This window comes from Halomonas sp. PAMB 3232 (genome assembly GCF_031954225.1).
In the GTDB taxonomy this organism is placed as follows: domain Bacteria; phylum Pseudomonadota; class Gammaproteobacteria; order Pseudomonadales; family Halomonadaceae; genus Vreelandella.
Genome location: NZ_CP134865.1, coordinates 3,412,992 through 3,430,356, shown reverse-complemented (window position 1 = coordinate 3,430,356; position 17,365 = coordinate 3,412,992). Strand labels below are relative to the sequence as shown.

At 64.9% G+C, this 17,365-nt stretch carries 16 protein-coding genes; 9 read left to right on the top strand and 7 right to left on the bottom strand.

The window, feature by feature from the left end:
* The first annotated feature begins 115 nt into the window (after positions 1–115).
* Positions 116–1,753: a 5'-nucleotidase C-terminal domain-containing protein gene (locus RN346_RS15695; protein WP_311961671.1), complete on the top strand. Its 1,638-nt coding sequence runs from the start codon at positions 116–118 to the stop codon at positions 1,751–1,753.
* Positions 1,754–1,768: 15 nt separating this feature from the next.
* On the opposite strand, the gene RN346_RS15690 is transcribed toward RN346_RS15695, so the two are convergent.
* The 4 genes from RN346_RS15690 to ugpB form a co-directional block, all read right to left on the bottom strand.
* Complete coding sequence (locus RN346_RS15690; protein ID WP_263585883.1) at positions 1,769–2,824, bottom strand: sn-glycerol-3-phosphate import ATP-binding protein UgpC; 1,056 nt, start codon at positions 2,822–2,824, stop codon at positions 1,769–1,771.
* 1 nt (position 2,825) lies between these two features.
* Positions 2,826–3,674, bottom strand: a complete 849-nt coding sequence (gene ugpE, locus RN346_RS15685; protein ID WP_263585884.1) for a sn-glycerol-3-phosphate ABC transporter permease UgpE — start codon at positions 3,672–3,674, stop codon at positions 2,826–2,828.
* Positions 3,675–3,690: 16 nt separating this feature from the next.
* On the bottom strand, positions 3,691–4,575 hold the full coding sequence (gene ugpA / locus RN346_RS15680) for a sn-glycerol-3-phosphate ABC transporter permease UgpA (RefSeq protein WP_263585885.1): 885 nt from the start codon (positions 4,573–4,575) through the stop codon (positions 3,691–3,693).
* Between the two features lie 132 nt (positions 4,576–4,707).
* A complete protein-coding gene (ugpB, locus tag RN346_RS15675) occupies positions 4,708–6,036 on the bottom strand; it encodes a sn-glycerol-3-phosphate ABC transporter substrate-binding protein UgpB (RefSeq protein ID WP_311961670.1) in 1,329 nt (442 codons plus the stop codon).
* Between the two features lie 204 nt (positions 6,037–6,240).
* Between ugpB and argE the strand changes: the two genes are divergently transcribed.
* A complete protein-coding gene (argE, locus tag RN346_RS15670; RefSeq protein WP_311961669.1) occupies positions 6,241–7,410 on the top strand; it encodes an acetylornithine deacetylase in 1,170 nt (389 codons plus the stop codon).
* A 271-nt stretch (positions 7,411–7,681) separates the two neighbouring features.
* On the opposite strand, the gene RN346_RS15665 is transcribed toward argE, so the two are convergent.
* Positions 7,682–7,993, bottom strand: a complete 312-nt coding sequence (locus RN346_RS15665) for a hypothetical protein (RefSeq protein ID WP_252105936.1) — start codon at positions 7,991–7,993, stop codon at positions 7,682–7,684.
* 147 nt (positions 7,994–8,140) lie between these two features.
* On the opposite strand from RN346_RS15665, the gene RN346_RS15660 reads away from it, so the two are divergent.
* The 6 genes from RN346_RS15660 to RN346_RS15635 all read left to right on the top strand — a co-directional run bounded on the left by RN346_RS15660 (position 8,141) and on the right by RN346_RS15635 (position 14,381).
* On the top strand, positions 8,141–8,599 hold the full coding sequence (locus RN346_RS15660; protein WP_409335774.1) for a YchJ family protein: 459 nt from the start codon (positions 8,141–8,143) through the stop codon (positions 8,597–8,599).
* Positions 8,592–8,885 (top strand): GIY-YIG nuclease family protein, encoded by a 294-nt coding sequence (locus RN346_RS15655; RefSeq protein WP_263585889.1) that lies wholly within the window; start codon positions 8,592–8,594, stop codon positions 8,883–8,885. The genes RN346_RS15660 and RN346_RS15655 overlap by 8 nt, the downstream gene beginning before the upstream one ends.
* 35 nt (positions 8,886–8,920) lie before the next feature.
* The gene (locus tag RN346_RS15650; protein WP_311961667.1) at positions 8,921–9,946 is read left to right on the top strand and encodes a histone deacetylase family protein; all 1,026 of its coding nucleotides are present in this window, start codon (positions 8,921–8,923) and stop codon (positions 9,944–9,946) included.
* A gap of 91 nt (positions 9,947–10,037) precedes the next feature.
* Positions 10,038–10,394 carry a hypothetical protein gene (locus RN346_RS15645; RefSeq protein WP_311961666.1) on the top strand — a complete coding sequence of 119 codons (357 nt, stop codon included), beginning with the start codon at positions 10,038–10,040 and terminating at the stop codon, positions 10,392–10,394.
* 61 nt (positions 10,395–10,455) lie between these two features.
* A complete protein-coding gene (locus RN346_RS15640) occupies positions 10,456–12,135 on the top strand; it encodes a VRR-NUC domain-containing protein (RefSeq protein ID WP_311961665.1) in 1,680 nt (559 codons plus the stop codon).
* Positions 12,132–14,381 carry an ATP-dependent DNA helicase gene (locus tag RN346_RS15635; protein ID WP_311961664.1) on the top strand — a complete coding sequence of 750 codons (2,250 nt, stop codon included), beginning with the start codon at positions 12,132–12,134 and terminating at the stop codon, positions 14,379–14,381. Before RN346_RS15640 ends, RN346_RS15635 begins: the two co-directional genes overlap by 4 nt.
* Here the strand turns inward: RN346_RS15635 and RN346_RS15630 are convergent.
* Positions 14,378–15,157, bottom strand: a complete 780-nt coding sequence (locus tag RN346_RS15630; protein ID WP_311961663.1) for a sulfite exporter TauE/SafE family protein — start codon at positions 15,155–15,157, stop codon at positions 14,378–14,380. The genes RN346_RS15635 and RN346_RS15630 overlap by 4 nt on opposite strands.
* A 159-nt stretch (positions 15,158–15,316) precedes the next feature.
* Between RN346_RS15630 and RN346_RS15625 the strand changes: the two genes are divergently transcribed.
* Positions 15,317–16,480 carry a glycosyltransferase gene (locus tag RN346_RS15625; RefSeq protein ID WP_311961662.1) on the top strand — a complete coding sequence of 388 codons (1,164 nt, stop codon included), beginning with the start codon at positions 15,317–15,319 and terminating at the stop codon, positions 16,478–16,480.
* Positions 16,481–16,493: 13 nt separating this feature from the next.
* On the opposite strand, the gene RN346_RS15620 is transcribed toward RN346_RS15625, so the two are convergent.
* Positions 16,494–17,363 carry a glycosyltransferase gene (locus RN346_RS15620; RefSeq protein ID WP_311962730.1) on the bottom strand — a complete coding sequence of 290 codons (870 nt, stop codon included), beginning with the start codon at positions 17,361–17,363 and terminating at the stop codon, positions 16,494–16,496.
* Positions 17,364–17,365 lie beyond the last annotated feature (2 nt).

Below are 17,365 nucleotides of genomic sequence, written 5' to 3'. Positions count from 1 at the left end.
AGTTAAACCAGGCGGCGGGGGATTAATAATTGTCACGAATGCTGGTAATAGTGAAGCGTCGCTTACAAGCCCGGCGCGAGTGCGCCGCACAACTCCCGCTTTAAAAGGAAACACCATGCCGTTATCGAGAACCGGATGGGCCATCGCCGCGCTGGCACTTTCCCCGGGCGTACTGGCCGCGCCCTTCACGCTGACGATCTATCACACCAACGACCTTCACGGGCGCACTGACCAGTACCCGCCGCTTGTCAGCGCCCTCGAACAGGCGCGCAGCGAGTACGGCGAGGGGCTGTTGCTCGACGCGGGCGATATTTTCTCCGGCACGCTCTACTTCAACGCGTTCAAGGGGCTGGACGCCGTCGAGTTCATGAATACGATGGGCTATGGCGCGTTTGTGCCCGGCAATCACGAGTTCGACCTGAACGACCCGGAACAGGGCCACCAGGCCCTGGTGGCTCTGTTCGAGGCCGCCGAGTTTCCCATTCTGGGCGCCAATCTGGACTTTTCCGGCGCACCGGAGTTCAGCGAGCGGCTGGGGGATTCGATCAGCGCTGCGCCGCAGCCGGGGCATCTTTATGACGGCGTGATCCTCGAGCAGGGCGGCGAGCGCATTGGCGTGTTCGGGCTGAGCACCCCGTCGAGCGAGACCGTTTCGAGCCCGGGCAACGTCACCATTGGTGACTACCGCGCGGCGGCCGAGGCGATGGTCGCGGCGTTTGAAGCCCAGGGCATCGACAAGATCGTCGCGCTGACGCATCTGGGCTTCGATAGCGACCCGGCGGTGGGCAACGACCTGCTGCTTGCCCAGCACGTCGAGGGGATCGACGTGATCATCGGCGGGCACAGCCACACCCGGCTCGAGTCGCCCGTGACCGTGGCCGAGAACGACCGGGGCGAGGCGAAAGCGCCCACGGTCATCGGCCAGGCGAACGAATACGGCAAGTACCTGGGGGTCATGCAGGTCACCTTCGATGACGACGGCGTAGTGACGGATGCCAGCGGCGAACTGCTGGCGGCGGAAGACTTCGAGCCGGACACCGATGCCGCCGCGATGCTCGCGCCGTATACGGCCCAAATCGAAGCGCTGCGCGATGCCGAAGTGGGCGTGACACTCGCCGAGGCCTTGCCCAACCCGCGTCACGGCAGCGGCGACGAACAGAGCGTGCGCGCCAACGAAACCGCGCTGAGCAATTTGATCGCGGATGGCCAGCTGGCCGCCGCGCGCCGGGTGAACCCGCAGACCGTGCTGGCGCTGCAAAACGGCGGCGGCGTGCGCGAGCCGATCCCCGCAGGCCCCGTGACCGTGGGCGAGTTGATCGCCGTGCAGCCCTTCGGTAACCGTTTGACATTAATGGACCTGACCGGCGCCGAGCTTCTGAAAACCTTCGAGATCGCCCTGGCCGGCGCCCCGGAGGAGAGCGGCGCGTTCCTGCACGTCTCCCAGGGCACCGAGGTGGTGTATGACAGCGCCAAACCGGCCGGCGAGCGGGTGGTGAGCCTGAAGGTGACCGAGAACGGCGCGCTCACCGCTATCGACCCGGCGCGCACTTATGTAGTCGCTACCAACAACTTCACCGCCGCCGGCGGCGACAGCCACACCGCGCTTGAAGGCGCCCATGAGAGTGACCGCAGCCACATCGTCGGCAATACCGACTGGGAAATGCTGCGCGACTATCTGGTGGAGCAGGGCGAGATCGCGCCCCGGGTGGAAGGGCGCATTGTCGATGTGGCAGAGGGAGACGTGGGCGAGTGAGTGCTTGCTTGCACCTCAGTCGGTGCGCTGGCCGCTTTCCTGATTGAACGGGTGCAGGGCGCTGCGGGCCACATAAAAGCGCAGCGTCTCGCCTTCCTTCACCGGGGGGGAGCCTGAGCTGGTGCGGATCACCGTAGGCTGCTCGCTGCCCGCCAGGCGCACGTAAAGATGGCTTTCGGCGCCGGCGGCCTCGAAAAGCTCCAGGGTGGAATCGACCACCAGGTGTGGGGCGTTGGGCGGGGTCAAGCGCATGTCGTCCGGGCGGATGCCGACGATATCGGTGCCGGCGGGCAGGTCGTCGAGCAGGTTGTCGGCGCTTCGCGTGGCCAGATACTCGACCGGCAGCATGTTCATTGCCGGTGAGCCGATGAAGCCGGCCACGAACATGCTCGCCGGGCGGTTGAAGATCTCCATGGGCGTGCCCACCTGCTCGATCTGCCCGGCGTTGAGCACCACCAGGCGGTCGCCCAGGGTCATCGCCTCGAGCTGGTCGTGGGTGACGTAGAGGCTGGTGGTCTTCAAGCGGCGCTGCAGCTTTCGGATCTCCACGCGCATTTGCACGCGCAGCTTGGCATCCAGATTCGACAGCGGCTCGTCGAACAGAAACGCCGCCGGCTCGCGCACCAGCGCCCGGCCCATGGCCACGCGCTGGCGCTGGCCGCCGGAGAGGTTGCGCGGCTTGCGTTGAAGGTACTCTTCGATCTCGAGCATCTTCGCGGCCTTGCGCACCCGCTCCTCGATCGCGGGTTTCTTGAAACCGCGGTTTTTCAGCCCGTAAGCGAGGTTGTTGTACACCGTCATGTGCGGGTAGAGCGCGTAGTTTTGAAACACCATGGCGATGTCGCGCTCGGCCGGCTCCAATGTGTTGACCACCCGGTCGCCGATCTTGAGGGTGCCCTCGGAAATCGTTTCGAGCCCCGCCACCATGCGTAAAAGCGTGGATTTGCCGCAGCCTGACGGGCCCACCAGCACCACGAACTCGCCGTCCTCGATGGCAAGGTCAACGCCTTTGACGGCCTGCACGCCGCCGGCGTAGGTTTTCTTGATCCCTTCCAGGGTCACACTGGCCATGCTATTTCTCCGTCTCGGTCAGGCCTTTCACGAACAGTTTCTGCATCAACAGTACCACCATCACCGGCGGCACCATGGCCAGCATCACGGTGGCCATGATCAAATTCCACGCCGGCACCCGATCGGACGAGGCCATCAGGCGTTTGATCCCCAGCACGACGGTATAGAAATCCTCGTCGGTGGTGACCAGCAGCGGCCACAGGTACTGCACCCAGCCGTAGATGAACATGATCACGAACAGTGCGGCGATATTGGTGATCGAGACCGGCAGCAGTATGTCCTTGAAGAACTTCATCGGCCCGGCGCCGTCGACGCGGCTCGCCTCCATCAGCTCCTCGGGCACGGTCATGAAGAACTGGCGAAACAGAAACGTCGCCGTGGCCGAGGCGATCAGCGGCAGCGTCAGCCCGGCGTAGGAGTTGAGCATGCCCAAGTTCGCGACCACCGCGTAGGTGGGGATGATGCGCACCTCGACTGGCAGCATCAGCGTGATGAAGATGATCCAGAACGCCAGCAGGCGAAAGCGAAATCGAAAGTAGACGATGGCGAACGCCGAGAGAATCGAGATCGCGATCTTGCCGATGGCGATGGTGAGCGCCATGATCGTCGAGTTGCCGAGCATCAGCCAAAGCGGTGGGGCGCCGGCGACCTGCCAGCCCGAGCCGAGCATCTGTGAGTAGGTATCCCACAGGTGGTCGCCGGGCGTGAGCGGCAGCACCCCGCGCACGAAGGCGCCGGGTTCGTGGGTCGAGGCGATAAACGCCACGTACACCGGAAACGCCACGACCAGCACGCCGAGAATCAGCACCGCGTGGGTCAGAATATTCAAGAAGGGTCTGTTTTCGACCATGGTCAAGACCTTTGCGCTAGTAGTTGACTCGGCGTTCCACGTAGCGGAACTGCACGAACGTCAGAAGGATCACGATACCCATCAACAGCACCGACTGGGCCGAGGAGGAGCCGATGTTGAGCCCCGCCACGCCGTCGGTGTAGACCTTGTAGACCAGCGTCATGGTCGCCTGACCCGGCCCGCCGCCGGTGGTGGCGTCGATCACCCCGAAGGTGTCGAACATCACGTAGTTGATGTTGATGATCAGCAAGAAGAAGGTGGTCGGCGACAGCAGCGGAAAGACGATGCTCCAGAAGCGCTTGAAGGGCGTGGCGCCGTCGATGGCGGCGGCCTCGATCAGCGATTTGGGCACCGACTGAAGTCCGGCCAGAAAGAACAGGAAGTTGTAGGAGATCTGCTTCCAGGCCGCGGCAATGGTGATCAGTATCATTGCCTGGCTGCCCGAGACCCGGTGGTTCCAGTCGATGTCGAACCAGTCGAGCACGTGGGGCAAAAGCCCGATGGTCGGGTTGAACAGAAACCACCACAACACCCCGGCCACCACCGGTGCCACCGCGTAGGGCCAGACCAGCAGCGTGGTGTAGAACTTCGCGCTTCTCAGCACCCGGTTGACACACACCGCCAGCAACAGCGCCAACCCCATGGAGAGCACCGTGACCGACACGGCAAAGATCGCCGTGCGCCCCAGCGCATTCAGGTAGCTTGGATCGCTTAGAATACGGGCGTAGTTCGAAAGGCCCACGAAGGTGGTCTTGAAGCCGAAGGCGTCGGTGCGCTCGAAGCTCGACTTCACCGCTTGGCTCGCCGGCCAGATGAAGAACACCAGCGTAATGATGAGCTGCGGCGCCAATAGGCAGTAGGGAAGCCACCGGTTCTGATAGGTGGAGCGTTTGGTCTGCATGATGAATCCTGTATCACGAGCGCCCGGAAAAGCCGTCCCGTGAACCCCGCCTTGAAAGCGAAGGCAGGCGCAGGGGAGGGCTCTCACGACGAACCCCGGCGCAAGGGCCGGGGTTCGTGAGACGATCAAGCGTTAGTTATTGGCTGACTCGAAATCGCGCAGGATCTGGTTGCCGCGCTCGACCGCGTCATCCAGCGCTTCCTGCCCGCTCTTGTCGCCCGCTAGCACCGCCTGGAACTCCTCGTCGAGCACCATGCGTACCTGCGGGTAGTTGCCAAAGCGCAGGCCCTTGGAGTTCTCGGTGGGCTCGTTCAGGTTGATCTGCTCGATGGCGAGATCCGCACCCGGGTTCTCCTCGTAGTAGCCCTGCTCCTGGCTCAGCTCATACGCGGCGGTGGTGATCGGCAGATAGCCGGTGCCCTGGTGCCACTCCGCCTGTACGTCGGGAAGCGACAGGTACTCGAGGAATTCGGCCACGCCGGCGTACTCGTCGTCTTCATGACCGGAAAGCACCCACAACGTCGCGCCGCCGATGATCGAGTTCTGCGGCGCGCCCTCGACGTCATCATAGTAAGGCAGCATGCCGAAACCGACCTCGAAGTCGGAGTTGGCGAGCACGTCGGCGCGCGAGGCCGAAGAGTTCATGTACATCGCGCAGTCGCCGGCGTAGAACGAGGGCGCAGCGTCCGGGCCGTTGGCGGGGCCGGCGTAGCTGTAAACGCCGCTGTCGCTCCACTCCTTGAGTTGATCCCAGAAGCGCGCCTGCACCTCGCCGTTGAAGACGAACTCGGTGTCCAGACCGCCAAAGCCGTTCTCTTGGGTGCCGATCGGCTGGTTGTGCAGCGCCGAGAAGTTCTCCAAGCCGATCCAGTTGGCCGCGTAGGCCATGGTGAAGCCGCAGGACGCTGCGCCTTCATCGACGATCTGTTGGCCCATCTCGCCCATTTCAGCCCAGGTGGTCGGCGGAGTTTCCGGGTCGAGCCCGGCGGCCTCGAAGGCGTCCTTGTTGTAGTAGAGAATCGGCGTGGAGGAGTTGAACGGCATCGAGAGCATGTTGCCGTCGGTGTCGGTGTAGTAGCCGGTCACCACGGGCAGGTAGTTGTCTGCGTCGAAGTCGTTGCCGTGTGCTTCCATCAGCTCATACACGGGATAGATGGCGCCCTGGGCGGCCATCATGGTGCCGGTGCCGACTTCGTAAATCTGTACGATGTGAGGCTGCTCGCCGGCACGGAAGGCGGCGATGGTGTTGACCATGGTCGCTTCGTACTCACCCCGATAGGAGGGCGTGACCTGGTACTCATCCTGAGTGGCGTTGAAGTCCTCGGCCAGGGCGCTCAGGCGCTCGCCGAGCTCGCCGCCCATGGAGTGCCACCAGGTGATCTCGGTGGCGGCCTGGGCGGACATGCTCAGGCTTGCCGCGGCGATACCGACGGATAACGCGCGTAACGTGAAACGAGACATACATCACTCCTTGTGGGCCCGGGCATGGCCGGGCGGCGCAGTACGTTTATTGAGCTTGTGAGGTGCACTGAACAGTAGTGAGTCTATATGACAAATTGATGAACGATAACCGGACGAAGGTTCAAGGCTCATGCCACTTTGGCAGTAGGCGAGCGCGGTGGGCAGTGCTAGGGTGGTGGCAACGCGCTTAACCCGAGATACGTCATGACGAATGCAGAATCGCTTCTTTCCCAACTCATCGCCTTCAATACCACCTCCCGCGGCTCCAACCTGGCGCTGATCGAATTCGTCGAAGGCTATCTGGCCAAGCACGGCGTCGCCTCGGAGCGGGTCATGAGCCCCTGCAACACCAAGGCGAATCTGATTGCGCGTATCGGCCCGGACGCGCCGGGTGGGGTGATGCTGTCGGGCCACACCGACGTGGTGCCGGTCGAGGGCCAGCCCTGGTCGACGGACCCGTTTACGCTTCACGACGGCGGCGACGGCCGGCTTTACGGCCGGGGAAGCTGCGACATGAAAGGCTTCATCGCCTGCGCGCTCGCCATGGTGCCCGAGTGGGTGAAGGCGCCTCTCAAGCAGCCCATCTACTTCGGCTTCTCCTATGACGAAGAGATCGGCTGCGTCGGCGCGCCGGAGCTGATCAAGCGCTTTTATGAACACTACTCCACCACGGCTCACGTCATCGTCGGCGAGCCGACCCTGATGCAGCCGGTGGTGGCGCAAAAAGGCGCGACCAACCTGCGCACCACGGTCACCGGGGTCGAGGCGCACAGCAGCCAGGTCAACCAGGGCACCTCGGCGATCCACGTGGCCGCGCGGCTGGTGAGTTTCATCGAGGACACCATGACCGCCCTGGTCGAGGAGGGCCGGGTGGACGAGGCCTTCAACGTGCCCCACACCAGCCTGCACGTAGGCCGGATCAAAGGCGGTACGGCGATCAACATCATGGCGCGCGAATGTACCTTCGAGTGGGAGATTCGTCATTTGCCGACCGAGACGTTCGGCGAGGTGTTTGACCGCTTCACCCAGTATGTCGATTCGCTCAAGGCCGAGCTTTCGGCGCGTGGCAAGCGAGTCACCATCGACACCGAGGCGCTCAACGTCACCGTGCCGGGCCTGGCCGATCGCGACAACGCCGCCGTGCTGCGCCTGGCCCGGGATCACCTGCCTAATGAGTGCTGCAACCACGCGGTGGCCTACGCCACCGAAGCCGGGCAGTTCCAGGGGCAGGGGCTGCAAACGATCATCCTCGGGCCGGGCAGCATCGCCCAGGCCCACCAGCCGGACGAGTACATCGAGAAAAGCGAGCTTGTCGCGTGCGTCGAATTCATGACCCGAATGGGTAGAGCGCTGGAAGCGCCGTTCGAGGGGTAGATGAAAGCGGTTTTGGCGGGGTGATAGAGACAGGGGGCGGTGCCGGGCAGCCCTACACGAGGGCGCTGTGAATACCTCCCTGTACGCTACTTTCGCCATCTGACCGCCAAGGACGGCGGGAATGTCGGAAACGAAGGGAACGGTATTCCGACCTTGGCGAAAGACCCTCGTTACGGGCTGCCCGGCACGGCTGGTTGGGTAGCATAGTGAGCTCGACACTAACGAAAACACCCGCCATGAGCGGGTGTTTTGGTATCGTCAAACGTTTCTGTCAGGGCGAGGAGTGCTCTTCAAAAAGCTCCGCCTTGGCGTCGCGCATCACCTCCTCGCAGGCCTGCTGGTGGGCAAGCTGGGTGATCAGACCCTGGGTGACTTCGAAGCCTTTCATCAGGCAGGTATCCACCTCGGCGAGGCTAATGGCAGGCGTTACGTGACAGTCGATTCTGACCGTACGGCCGCCGCCCTGAAGGCGGTCGGCGAACCGCCGCAGTCGCCATGCAAGCCTTTCTTTCCATCGGGCCGCGTCTACCGCGCCCTCGTTTACGCTGAACGTGCACTGCCATTCCGGTCTGTATACCTTCATGCGAACCTCCGCTGCGTCTGGAAAGAGAGTTGGGTCGTGTGTCGTACTCCGTCTTTTTTGGCCATGTGACTCTGCTACTATACCCCCATTGATCGCGACCGATACAGGAAAAAGGCCCGATGCACCGGCGTTAATGGGGCCACCGATATGACTTCATGCTTAATGACACGTTGCCCCTGTGGCAGTGACGATATGTACGAGACATGCTGCGGCGTCTACCACCAGGGCGTGGCCGCCCCGACGCCCGAGGCGCTGATGCGCTCGCGCTATAGCGCCTTTGCACTCGATCTCGTTGATTACCTGAACGCCACCTGGCACTCCAGCACCCGGCCTCAAACGCTGGCGCCGGACCCGGCCACGCAGTGGAAGCGCCTATCCATCGAGCGCGCGAGCGCGCCGGAAGGTGAGCAGGGCACCGTTCACTTCAAGGCGTTTTTTTGGGAAGGCGGCTGGCACGTGCTGGAGGAGGTCTCGCGTTTCGTGTTCGAGGCCGGGCGCTGGTACTACGTCGACGGCGACCCTCGCCTTGAGAAGCTCAAGTTAGGGCGCAACGAGCGCTGCCCGTGTGGGAGCGGGCGCAAGCTCAAGGCGTGCTGCGGTGGCTGATGGCGAAGACGTAAAGGCGTCGTGGTATCTTTACCTGCTCGAGTGTCGGCGCGGCACCTACGCCGGGATCACCAACGACTTGGCGCGGCGCTACCGCGCTCACTGCCAAGGCAAGGGCGCGCGCTACACCCGCGCCAACCCGCCCCAGGCGCTGTTGGGCGCTCAGCCGTTCGATAGCCGCGCCGAGGCGAGCCGCGCCGAGTATCGCCTGAAGCAGCAAACGCCCACCGAGAAGCGCCGCTGGGCGGCCCGCTGGCCCTGCGGCGCGCCCGACGATTCCCCGTGACTTTCGATTTCCGAGACTTTCAAGGAGCCACCGCCATGAAGACGTTTTTCTCCGATCAGAGCTTTCGCCGCCAGGCGGCCACCGAGCTTCACGGCAGCACGTTGGTGGCGCCTTATGAAACGCCCCGGCGCATGGAGATCGTGCTCGAGGCGCTCGAGCGCGCCGGGCTCGAGGTGCACGCGCCCGGCAAGTACGGCCTGGCGCCGGTGGAGGCGGTGCACGACGCGGGCTATATCGACTTCATCGCCCACTTCTGGCCGCGCTGGCAGGCCGAAGGCCACCCGGGCGAGGCGATCCCCAGCATCTGGCCGGCGCGCACGCTGCGCGCCGACCGCATTCCCCGCTCGCTGGAAGGCCAGCTTGGCTACTACGCCCTGGCCGCGGAAACCTCGCTGTGCGAAGGCACGTATGAGGCCGCGCTTGCCAGCAAGGACACGGCACTGGCGGCGCTGGAGTACACCCTTGAAACCGGCAAACCGAGCTTTGGGCTGTGCCGCCCGCCGGGCCACCACGCCGCCACGGATCAGTTCGGCGGCTACTGCTTTTTCAATAACGCCGCCATCGCCGCTCAACGCGCGCTGGATAACGGCCACAAGCGCGTGGCGGTGCTCGACGTCGACTTCCACCACGGCAACGGCACTCAGCAGATCTTCTATCGCCGCTCGGACGTCTTCTTCGCCTCGCTGCACGGCGACCCGGACGTCACTTTCCCCTACTACTCGGGCTACGCGGATGAAACCGGCGAAGGCGAGGGCGAAGGCTTCACCGCTAACTACCCGATGGCGCCGGGTACGAAGGTCAGTACCTGGATGGCGGCGCTCGACGACGCTTTGGAGAGGATCGCCCGCGCCGAGAGCGAGCTTTTGATCGTCTCGCTCGGGGTGGATATCTTCGAGAACGACCCCATCAGCACCTTCACCTTCAAGCGCGACGACTTTGCCGCGCTGGGCAAGCGTTTGGCAGAGGCGGGGCTGCCCTGCGTTTTATTGATGGAAGGGGGCTACGCGGTGGACGACATCGGGGCCAATGTGGTAAGCGTACTGCAGGGTTTCGAGGGATAGGTCTCGAAACGCGGCGCGGCGGGTGACAGCGCGCGTCAATTCGGGCAGTCTAGCGCCCTTTTCAGCCCGTTCGGTGGCAAGGAGTTAACGCGTGGCAGTGTACGGCGGCATTCAGGCACATGAGGTGGAGCGCTGGCTCAACGCCCTGGTCAACGCTGCCTTCGACCGGCGCTGCCCGCTTTCCAAAGTGCACGGCGGCACGGCCCGGGCCCGCACCGCTCGCCAGGACCTGCTGTGCCTGGCCCAAACCTTTCGCGGCGAACAGGGCGCGAGCGACGTCGTCGCCGACAGCCTCAGCCGCTGGTGCCAGCACTATTTGACCGAAACCGAGTGGTACGTGCTGGTCAGCGGCAAAAAGCCCCGCGCCGCTGCCCCGGCCCCCGCGGCACCGGCTCAGGAAGAGAGCCCCGAGGCCATCGAGGCGCTGCTGCAACACAAGGTCGGCTAATACACAAGGTCGGCCAAGCAGGCGCTTAACGACACCGCCGGCGCGCTGCTACAATGGATGAATGAACAGTGCCCTCTCCGTGCCCGCCACGGCCTCCCTGGATGATCCTTTCTACTACCTGACGAACTTTCGTTTCGTGCTCGCGTGGGTAAACGATCGCCACCATGATCTGCTCGGCGAGCCCGAACGCGCGTTTCTGAGCGCCTTTAGAGCGCTTCCGCACGCCTCCCAGGCGCTGCTGGCGCGCATGGTAATGCGCAAGGGCGAACACTTTCGCACCGGCAAGCTCGTCTACGTTGAAATTGGCGATACCGGCCAGGCGCTGGCGCCGCTGGTTAAGGCCGGGCTGGTCGAGCGTGACCCCATGCTCACCGCCGCCGAGCTTGGTCACCATCTGCTTTTGTCCGAGCTCAAGCAGGCCCTGGCGTTTGATATCCGCGCCGCCGGGCTTGGCGCCTCGCCGGCCAAAAAAGTGCTGTTGGAGCACCTTGTGCCCACGCTTTCGGCGGTCAAGCCCTTGAGCGAGTGGTGGCCGGACGCCCCTGATACGCTGGTACGCCTGAGCGTGATGGAGACCTGTGACCGGCTGCGGCTGATGTTCTTTGGCAACCTGCGCCAGGACTGGGCGGAGTTCGTGCTCACCGAGCTTGGCCGGCAGCGCTTCGAGCCGGTGGCGCTCTCGCCCGACGCCCGGGCGTTTGCCCGGCGCGACGAGGTCACTACCTATTTGTACCTGCACCGCCTGCGTGAGCGCCTGAGCGACGGCGAGCCGCCAGCGGCACTTTTCAACGAGGTGCCGAAGGCCAGCGGCAACCGCTGGCTTGACGCCCGGCGAAGCCGGCTGCTGGTGAGCATGGGCCGCGAGGCCGAGCGCAGCGGCGACGAGGCGCTTTCGCTCACGCTTTATCAGGCGGCTACCGGCAGCGACGCCCGCATTCGACAGCTTCGCCTGCTGGAGCGGCGCGGTGAAGACCGCCGTGCGCTGGAGCTCGCCCGCGCCGCGCTCGAAGGCGGCCCGCGCGAAAGCGAGCGCCAGGCGCTGGAGCGCCTGATCCCGCGGCTGGAACGGCGCCTGGGCGGCCCGCCGGTCAAGCGCGGGCAAGGCGCCGCCGTGGCCGTGAAAACGCTGACGCTTTTGGGCCCCCGGCCCGTCGAGCGCGCCGTGGCCGAGCACCTGAGCAGGCCCAATGCGCCGGTATACTATGTCGAGAACAGCCTGATCACCGGGCTTTTTGGCCTGCTGCTGTGGCCGGCGCTGTTCAAACCGCTGCCCGGCGCCTTCTTCCACCCGTTTCACAGCGCCCCGGCGGATCTCTACCGCGAGGACTTCGTCGAGGCGCGCCGCGAGGAGATAGACGCTTGCCTGGCGCGCCTCGACGACGGCCGCCACGTTCAAGGCATTCGCGACGTTTTCGCCGACAAGCACGGCACCGCCTCGGCGTTCATCCACTGGCCGGCGCTCGACGAGACGCTGCTGGAAACGGCGCTGACGTGTATTCCGGGTAAGCATCTGCGCGCGCTGTTCGAGCGCTTGCTGGAGGATCTCAAGCACAACCGGGCGGGCTTTCCCGACTTGATCCAGTTCTTCCCCGAGGCCGACGACGGCCCGCGCTATCGCATGATCGAGGTAAAGGGGCCCGGTGATCGGCTGCAGGATAACCAGCGCCGCTGGCTCGCCCATTTCCAGCGCCACGCCATCCCCGTCGAGGTGTGCCACGTGCGCTGGCAGGCCACCCCGTGAGCGAGTACCGGGTCGCGGTGCGCGCGCTGTGTGAATTCACCGCCCGCCGGGGCGATCTCGACTACCGCTTCACGCCGGCGCCCAGCGCCCAGGAGGGTATCGCTGGCCATACGCTGGTCGCCAGCCGCCGTGGCGAGGGCTACATCGCCGAGCTGCCCCTTGCCGCGACCGTCGAAGGCCTGCGCGTCTCCGGCCGGGCAGACGGCTATGACCCGGATACCCACTGCCTGGAAGAGGTCAAGACCCACCGCGGCGATCTTTCGCGCATGGCGGACAACCAGCGCGCGCTGCACTGGGCCCAGGTAAAGGTGTACGGGGCGCTGTTGTGCGCCGAGCGTGAGCTTTCCCGGGTGACGCTGGCGCTGGTGTATTTCGAGATCAGTAGCCAGCGCGAAACCCGGCTGAGCCATGAATTCGACGCCGAAGATCTTCAGGCGTTCTTTCGTGATCAGTGCCGACGCTTTCTCGCCTGGGCGAGACAGGAAGCCGCCCACGTCGAGGTTAGAAACGAGCGCCTGGGCGCGCTTGCCTTTCCCCACGCGACGTTTCGTCCGGGCCAGCGTGCGCTTGCCGAAAACGTGTTCAAGGCGGTGAGCACCGAGCGCTGCCTGCTCGTCCAGGCGCCCACCGGCATCGGCAAGACGCTCGCCACGCTCTTTCCCATGCTCACCGCCATGCCGCGAAAGCGCCTGGACCGGGTGGCGTTTCTGACCATGAAAACCCCCGGCCGGCGGCTGGCACTTGACGCCCTCCAGACCCTGCAGGCCGCAAACGAAACGCCGCTTCGCGTGGTCGAGCTGGTCGCGCGCAGCAAGGCCTGCGAGTTTCCGGAGCGCGCCTGCTACGGCGAGGCGTGCCCGCTGGCGGCGGGCTTTTATGACCGCTTACCGGCCGCGCGCGCGGCCTGCGTCGAGCGCGGCTTTCTCGACCGCGCCGGGCTGAGAGAGACCGCTCTGGCGCACGATGTCTGCCCTTATTATCTGGGCCAGGAGATGGCGCGCTGGGCCGACGTGGTGGTGGGCGATGTGAACCACTGGTTCGACGCCCACGCGCTGCTCCACGGCCTGGCGGCGGCGGGCGACTGGCGGGTGGGCGTACTGGTCGATGAAGCGCACAATTTGATCGAGCGGGCCCGCGGCATGTACAGCGCCGAAGTGTCGCAAAAGCGCTTCAACCAGGCGAAAAAGGGCGCCCCGACGGCGCTGAAAAAGCCGCTGGAGCAGCTGGGTCGCCAGTGGAAGACGCTGTCCGATGGCGATGAGGCGGGCTCTGAGCGCTACCGGATTCTGGAGGCGCTGCCCGCCAAGCTCGTCGGCGCGCTCTACAAGGTGGCAAGCGCCATCACCGAGTATCTGGGCGAGCACCCGGAGGCGGCGAGCCTGGCGCTTCAGGAGCTTCTGTTCGAGGCGCTGGGGTTTTGCCGACTGGCGGAGTCCTTTGGCCAGCACTCGCTTTGCGACGTCACCCGTCATGAGCGAGGCCGCGCGGTGCTCGGCATTCGCAACGTCATTCCGGCGGACTTTCTCGCCCCACGCATCGCGCGCGCCCAGAGCCTGGTGCTCTTTTCCGCGACGCTCACGCCGCCGCGCTACTACCGCGACCTGCTGGGGCTGCCAGCGGACAGCGTCTGGCGCGAAATCGACTCGCCCTTCGCCGCGCACCAGCTCAGTGTCAGGCTCGCGCGCCACATCTCGACGCGCTACCGCGACCGGGAGAGATCCGTTGCGCCCATCGTCGCCACCATCGCCGAGCAGTACCGGGAGATGCCCGGCCACTATCTGGCGTTTTTCAGCAGCTTCGCCTATCTCGACGCGGTGTTCGAGCGCTTTACCCGCGACTGGCCCGAGATACCCGCCTTTGCCCAGACCCGCGGCATGGCCGAAAGCGAGCGCGAGGCGTTTCTGGCCCGCTTCACCCCCGGCGGGCGGGGCATCGGCTTTGCGGTGCTGGGTGGAGCCTTCGGCGAAGGCGTGGATCTGCCCGGCGACCGGCTGATCGGCGCGTTTATCGCCACGCTCGGCCTGCCGCCCTTCAACGCTTACAACGAGGCGCTCAAGGGGCGCCTGCACGAGCGCTTCGGCGAAGGCGAGGCCTACACCTACCGCATTCCCGGCATGATCAAGGTGGTCCAGGCCGCGGGCCGGGTGATTCGAGGCCCCGACGATGAAGGCGTGGTGGTGCTGATGGACGACCGCTTCGACCAGCGCGCCGTGCGCGGGCTTTTGCCGAGCTGGTGGGCGCTTTAGGCAAGCGCCGAAAACGCAAGGCCCATGACGCTCACCAGAATCAGCACTACCCCGAGCACGCGAAAGAAAAGCACCGTGTCGGCCTTTTGCAGGTAGCGGTGGGCGCGCTCGCCGAGCAGGTGGCCGGCAAAGGCGCAGGGCAAGAGCCAGAGCTGATGCACGAGCTGCAGGTCGACGCCGGCGACGATGAACGAGACCATCTTGATCACCACGAGGATGAACCAGAGCACGAACATGGTATCGCGCAGCTGCTCCTTCGCCACGTGAGCGGCGAACACGGCCACGATCAAGGGCGCGCCGATGAGCGAGGTGCCGCTAACGTAGCCGCCCAGTCCCAATAGCACGACGTCGACATAGCGGTGCTGGCTCTTGAACGGCTTGTTCAGCACATAGCCCACGGCGTAGACGAGCACGATGGCGAAGATGATGTTGGTCATGATCATGGGGGGCAGCGTCAAAAGCCCCACCACGCCGATCAGCTTCGGCACGATCATGATCTTCAGCGCCTTTTTGAGATAGCGCCAATCGATGTTGCTCTGGGTCGCCGTCGTCGTATCCGCCTTTATCTGGCGGTTGCCCTGCCAGGCGATCCAGCTCGAGAAGATCAAAAGATGAATGGCGATGATCGGCAAGAACACCAGCGGGTCGTTATGCACCAGCAGCAGAAAGGGGAGTGCGAGCACCGCGCCGCCAAAGCCCAGGCTCGTACGCACGAAGCCACTCCAGGCAAAGATCAGCCCGATGAGTGCGTACTGGTACCACAAAAGATCCGCCATTGACCGCCTCTTGACCGAACAAACGTTAAAGAGCGTCGCCGCCGCGTTCTTTTTCTCCGGCGGCGGCTATGCTGAATCAAGCCTACCAGGAAATGACCAAAAAGCGCAGTTGGCCCGACGCCTCACTCGGTCTCTCAACACAACGGAACGTGTTCTCCCATGCCAACATCGAAAAAACCGATCAGCTTTTTCGTCCACCACCAGGGGCGCGGCCACGCCCGCCGCGCCATGGCGATCATCCGCCACTTCGCCATCGACCGCCCGGTCAGCGTACTGACCGCCGACCCCAGCCTGTTCGACGGCTTCGAGCGCGCCATCGACGTGATCGCGCTGCCCAACATGATCGGCGCCGCGGTGCCGACCCAGGCGCTTTATGACCAGCCGACGCCGTCGGTGATGCACTGCGTGCCGATGGGCGTGGTCGAGATGCGCCAGACCATGCGGCGCATTCTCGATCATCTCGACGACATCGACGCGGGGCTGTTCGTCATCGATGTCTCCGCCGAACTGGCGCTTCTATCGCGTATCGCCAGCGTCCCGGCGGTCAGCATTCGCATGCATGGCGATCGTAACGACCCGGGCCACCTGGGGGCTTATGAAGCGAGTGTCGCCATGCTCGCGCCGTTCGATGAACGCCTGGAGCAGGCCGACTACCCGGCGCATCTGCGCGAAAAGACCTTCTACAGCGGCGGGCTTTGCACCACCGCCGCCGCCGTACCCAGCCGGGAGGAGGCGCGCCGTCGCCTGGGACTCGACCCGGATCGCGAAATCGTCGTTGCGCTGACCGGCGGCGGCGGGGCGGGCACGCCCTACGCGCCGCTCACCGTGGCCGCCCGGGCCGCACCCGAGACGCTCTTTATCACTATCGGCCCGCTGCATCTGGAAGGCCACGAAACCGACTTCGCCAACCTGGTCAACGCCGGCTGGGTGGACAACGTGGTGGAGTATCTCGCCGCCAGCGACATCGTGCTGGCCTCCGCCGGCGACAACACCGTGCACGAAATCGCGATGCTCCGGCGTCCCTATATCGTTGCCCCGGAGTGGCGCTACTTCAACGAGCAGCAGCGCAAGGCCGAGCGGCTTTCAGAGCTTTCGGCGGCGGTGAACATGCCGGCGTGGCCCGGGGATTTCGCCGGCTGGCAGGCGGTGCTCGAAAAGGCGCGCGGGCTCGATGTCGAAAAGCTTGCCACGCTTTATGAGGCCGACGCCGCCGAGCGCGCCGCCCGCTGGCTCGAAGCCACGGTCGATGGGCTCTGGGAAGGCGCGCCCACGGCTGCCGCCATGAGCGCAAACGCTGTGAACGCGTCTATCGAACGGGCCTGACCCTGAAAAGGGTCTAACCGAAGCGCGCGCTGGCCGGTAGCCGCGCGCGCTCGATCTCTGTTGGTGCCGGGTAGCGCAGAATCTCGATCGCCGTGGCGTTGGGCGACCAGTCGATGGCGCCGGCGTTTGCGAACTGATCGAGCCAGTACTCCATGCACCAGCGCCCCCAGCGCGCGTGAAAGCGCCGGGCGTTGTCGATGATCGCTTCGAAGTGCGGCCAGGGCGGAGCGTACACCGCGTGGTGCTGATGCCAGGCCAGCGCCCCGCCGACCCAGTAAAGCGCAACGTCCGCCGCGTGAAGCCGCCAGGCGTAGTCGGTCTCCTCGCCGCCGTAGCCGATGTAGCCTTCGTCCATACCGCCGGCGCGGCGGTGGTCGTCCTTCATGAGCGCAAACGATAGCCCCCACAGATTGCCGTGATTCGGCTCCGGGCGGATTTCATCCTCGTCGATGGCCGGGCGGGCGGGGTGGCGCTCGCCTTGCTCGAAAAGCGCTGCGAAGTCGAGCTCATTATGACTCGAGTATGGTGCCGCGCCCGCGGCCAGGTAGTGCACCTCGCCGATGTAGAGCGCGGCCTTCTCGGTGAGCGCCTGACGGTAGCGCTCGATGAGCCGAGGAGAGGCGATACAGTCCACGTCGAGAAACACCAGGCCCTCATTGGAGGCTGCCTCGACCGCGGCGTTGCGGGCGCGGGCAAGCGGCAGCGCCTCACCCTCAACGAACACGTGGCGCACGGGAAAGCCGACATCGGGCAGAGCCGCGTGCGCCTCGGGCTGCATCCAGGCGATCACCAGCTCGTTCGGCAGGTGTGTTTGCGCGTTCAGGCTTTGCATCAGGTTGACCAGGTGGTCGCGGCGCCCGCGCACCAGTGTCAGCACGCTCATGT

Excerpts from the sequence above, each read along its gene's own strand:
- RN346_RS15695 (WP_311961671.1), top strand. The coding sequence starts at position 116 with ATGCCGTTATCGAGAACCGGATGGGCCATCGCCGCGCTGGCACTTTCC.
- RN346_RS15690 (WP_263585883.1), bottom strand. The coding sequence starts at position 2,824 with ATGGCCAGTGTGACCCTGGAAGGGATCAAGAAAACCTACGCCGGCGGC.
- ugpE (WP_263585884.1), bottom strand. The coding sequence starts at position 3,674 with ATGGTCGAAAACAGACCCTTCTTGAATATTCTGACCCACGCGGTGCTG.
- ugpA (WP_263585885.1), bottom strand. The coding sequence starts at position 4,575 with ATGCAGACCAAACGCTCCACCTATCAGAACCGGTGGCTTCCCTACTGC.
- ugpB (WP_311961670.1), bottom strand. The coding sequence starts at position 6,036 with ATGTCTCGTTTCACGTTACGCGCGTTATCCGTCGGTATCGCCGCGGCA.
- argE (WP_311961669.1), top strand. The coding sequence starts at position 6,241 with ATGACGAATGCAGAATCGCTTCTTTCCCAACTCATCGCCTTCAATACC.
- RN346_RS15665 (WP_252105936.1), bottom strand. The coding sequence starts at position 7,993 with ATGAAGGTATACAGACCGGAATGGCAGTGCACGTTCAGCGTAAACGAG.
- RN346_RS15660 (WP_409335774.1), top strand. The coding sequence starts at position 8,141 with ATGACTTCATGCTTAATGACACGTTGCCCCTGTGGCAGTGACGATATG.
- RN346_RS15650 (WP_311961667.1), top strand. The coding sequence starts at position 8,921 with ATGAAGACGTTTTTCTCCGATCAGAGCTTTCGCCGCCAGGCGGCCACC.
- RN346_RS15640 (WP_311961665.1), top strand. The coding sequence starts at position 10,456 with ATGAACAGTGCCCTCTCCGTGCCCGCCACGGCCTCCCTGGATGATCCT.
- RN346_RS15630 (WP_311961663.1), bottom strand. The coding sequence starts at position 15,157 with ATGGCGGATCTTTTGTGGTACCAGTACGCACTCATCGGGCTGATCTTT.
- RN346_RS15625 (WP_311961662.1), top strand. The coding sequence starts at position 15,317 with ATGCCAACATCGAAAAAACCGATCAGCTTTTTCGTCCACCACCAGGGG.
- RN346_RS15620 (WP_311962730.1), bottom strand. The coding sequence starts at position 17,363 with ATGAGCGTGCTGACACTGGTGCGCGGGCGCCGCGACCACCTGGTCAAC.